The sequence below is a fragment of the Bacillus sp. BSL6 genome, assembly GCF_052928345.1.
Map to the genome: position 1 here is coordinate 1 of NZ_JAVGCW010000030.1, position 1,342 is coordinate 1,342.

General features: G+C 32.4%; 3 protein-coding genes. 1 reads left to right on the plus strand and 2 read right to left on the minus strand.

Annotated elements, in window-relative coordinates:
- The first annotated feature begins 161 nt into the window (after positions 1-161).
- A complete protein-coding gene (locus RCJ96_RS27355) occupies positions 162-515 on the plus strand; it encodes a hypothetical protein (RefSeq protein ID WP_438906707.1) in 354 nt (117 codons plus the stop codon).
- Positions 516-700: 185 nt separating this feature from the next.
- On the opposite strand, the gene RCJ96_RS27360 is transcribed toward RCJ96_RS27355, so the two are convergent.
- Positions 701-1,024, minus strand: coding sequence for a hypothetical protein (locus RCJ96_RS27360; protein WP_438906706.1), 324 nt, complete (start codon positions 1,022-1,024; stop codon positions 701-703).
- 60 nt (positions 1,025-1,084) lie between these two features.
- Positions 1,085-1,255: a hypothetical protein gene (locus RCJ96_RS27365; RefSeq protein ID WP_154304930.1), complete on the minus strand. Its 171-nt coding sequence runs from the start codon at positions 1,253-1,255 to the stop codon at positions 1,085-1,087.
- Between the last annotated feature and the right edge of the window lie 87 nt (positions 1,256-1,342).

Sequence of the window (1,342 nt, forward strand, 5' to 3'; positions counted from 1 at the left end):
TTTTTTTATTTATTTTATAAAAATGTACCTTTAAATTTAACGATATGGTTGAAGGAGAGTAAATGTATACTAAAATCCTTAATGCTAGCTTAACGGTGACTTAATGGTACTTTGGTAAACTTAGTTGTGTAATTATTACATAACGACAAAGGAGCCGAAATATGACACCTACCCTATACGAAATATCCATACCAGGTTACGAAAAGTTGAAGTGGTACCCTATCGAGGTGAAGCGAGGGAAGCAGACGTTTCAATTTGAGGTGTATCGCTCAGATAACGAAATATCCGTATTCTATATCGATGAACTAGGACGGAAACGAGCTGTAGCAAGTACTGAAGAGTTATCCGTAATGTTAGTAGTCAACGAAGATAAGAAGCGCTTTTTGAAATTCGTAGGAGATTCTGAGTGGGTCCTGTTAGACGGAATGTGCGCCGATAGAGGAATGAAAAAAGAAGAGATAGCCGCTTATTTATATATGAAGGCACAAATGTTGGATGAGATGGAAGGGAATTGAATAGGAAAAGAAAACCGCCTTAGTAGGCGGTCTTTTATTTCTGTGTACTAGAATTTACTTTTAGATAATGCTTTAAGAATTGGCTTTACAATTAAACCTATTAAACGAAAAACTTTAAATATAGAACTAACAACGGTCATAAAGTTAGAACGTTTTTTCATTTTATTTTCATCCTTTGATAAAAATTATAAATCTGAGATTTTTGTAACCTCTTTTTTCTTCGCTTTAGTTTCTTTTTTATATTGCTTAAAATCTTCTTTACTCACTTTGAATTTTTCACCAGTAGCCACATTCTTTACTAAGTAAGTCTTAGTTAGAGACATAAAATAAATAAGAAACAATATACAAGATATTGAAAATGTTGGGATAGCTAAGATAATTGCTACGAAAAACAATAGTACTTCTAATCCAGTAGGTACTCTTTGTAAAACTAATCTCTTTCCAGCAGCGGCTTCAGCTTGCTGTAATTGTTGAACGCGTTGTACGGATGCGATAGGATCAAAACTCATAACATAACCTCCTGATAAATAATGACAACATCATTATATCAAACATTGGAGATATTGGTATTATTTATCAATATTAGGTTCGAATTTATGTTTTCTTTTTACATAGATTTCATAAGTCAACTTAATACAAAAATCTATAGCTTCCTGATCATCCTGTATAAGTGTAATACCTGGTACCAAATTGTTTTGAAAGTCCTTAATTGCTTGTAGCATTTCTTCAGTTGTTTTCATCGTGCATTCCCCATTTCTAAATTTTTATTATGCTCCCATAAACTCTTTATCAAAGTAGAACTTGTCCATTAAGTTATTTACAATCCC